We start from the raw sequence: 1,338 nt of genomic DNA, 5'->3' as shown, positions 1-1,338 counted from the left end.
GATCAGGACGCTCCTATGACGCGTCAAGCCGGGATCGGTGGTGATTCGAGGCGGCGGTAGAGCTCGCGGGCGATGTAGCGCTTGAGGCAGCGTTTGATCTCGCGGTCGGTCTTGCCTTCGGTGCGGCGGCGTTCGGCGTAGGCGCGGGTGCGTGCGTCTCGTTGCAGGCGGGTGAGGACGGTGGTGTGCAGGGCGCGGTTGAGTTGGCGGTCGCCGGATCGGTTGAGCCGGTAGCGGACGGTCTTGCCCGAGGACGCCGGGATCGGGGCAGCGCCGGCGAGCATGGCGAACGCGGCGTCGTTGCGGCAGCGGCCCGGGTGGGACCAGGCGGTGAGCACGGTGGCCGCGACGATCGGGCCGACTCCGGTGAGCTCGAGCAGGTCTGGGCGCCAGGACCGCACGATGGTGCGGATGGCCTTCTCGTGATCCAGCGCCTCGGTCTGGAGGAAACGGATGCGCCGGGCCAGGTCACGCAGAACGGTGAGAGCGGTGACGGTCTCGATATCGCCGGTGCTGGCGCCGGGCCGCAGCGCGACGGCGGTGTCGATGACAGCGCGGGTGTTCTGACCGCGGAACCGGGCGCGCACCGCCTCCGGTGCGGTGATGACCATCGCCAGCAGCTGCCGCTGGGCGGTGGTGGCAGCCTCCACCGCGGCTCGTCGGGCGGTCAGGCGCATCTGTAGCGCGGCCCGCTCCGGGCCGGTCTTGGGCCGGGCCAGCCGGGTGCGGGCCAGCGCGTCACGGGCGGCGCGTTCGGCGTCGATCGGATCGGACTTCGCACCCGCCTTGCGGGCTGGGCGCTTGGGCCGGTCGAGTTCGACGACCATCTCCTCGGCGGCGGCCAGATGGCGGGCCAGGCCGGCGCCGTAGCCGCCGGTGCCCTCCATCGCCCAGGCCCGCACGCCGGAGTGTTGCTCGGCCAGAGCGACCAGTTCGGCGTAGCCGTCGGGGTCGGCGGGCACGGTGATGCCGGCCAGGACCGCACCGGTGCGGGCGTCGAGGACTGCGGCGGTGTGCGTCTGGCTGTGGGTGTCGACGCCGATGACGACTTCGACCAGGTCTGCCAGCATGGACATGCGTTCTTCTCCTTGACCGGGGGGACGCAGCAGGTCCGGTCCGGTACGGAGATGGCAGGACTGTGACGGGACACGCCAGCAGCCACTGGCGGTCAAGCTCCTGATCAGGCCAACGTCTCCGGCCGGGCCGGTGCCGGCAGCAGCGAGCGGACAAGTCCCGATGAAGGCACAAGGCCAGTCACTTGAAGAGTCACACCCACCGCTGCCGGCTATCAGCCCATCACCAAGCGACCGACCCGGCCAGCCTCACAGTCACCTGATC

The 1,338-nt window shown here is 71.2% G+C and carries 1 protein-coding gene; it reads right to left on the bottom strand.

Features of this window, described 5'->3' with window-relative positions:
* Positions 1 to 23 precede the first annotated feature (23 nt).
* On the bottom strand, positions 24 to 1,076 hold the full coding sequence (locus A6V29_RS06675; protein ID WP_137159586.1) for an IS110 family RNA-guided transposase: 1,053 nt from the start codon (positions 1,074 to 1,076) through the stop codon (positions 24 to 26).
* Positions 1,077 to 1,338 lie beyond the last annotated feature (262 nt).

The sequence above is a fragment of the Blastococcus sp. CCUG 61487 genome, assembly GCF_005222955.1.
Classification (GTDB): Bacteria; Actinomycetota; Actinomycetes; order Mycobacteriales; family Geodermatophilaceae; genus Blastococcus.
This window is presented reverse-complemented; position numbering and strand designations above follow the sequence as displayed.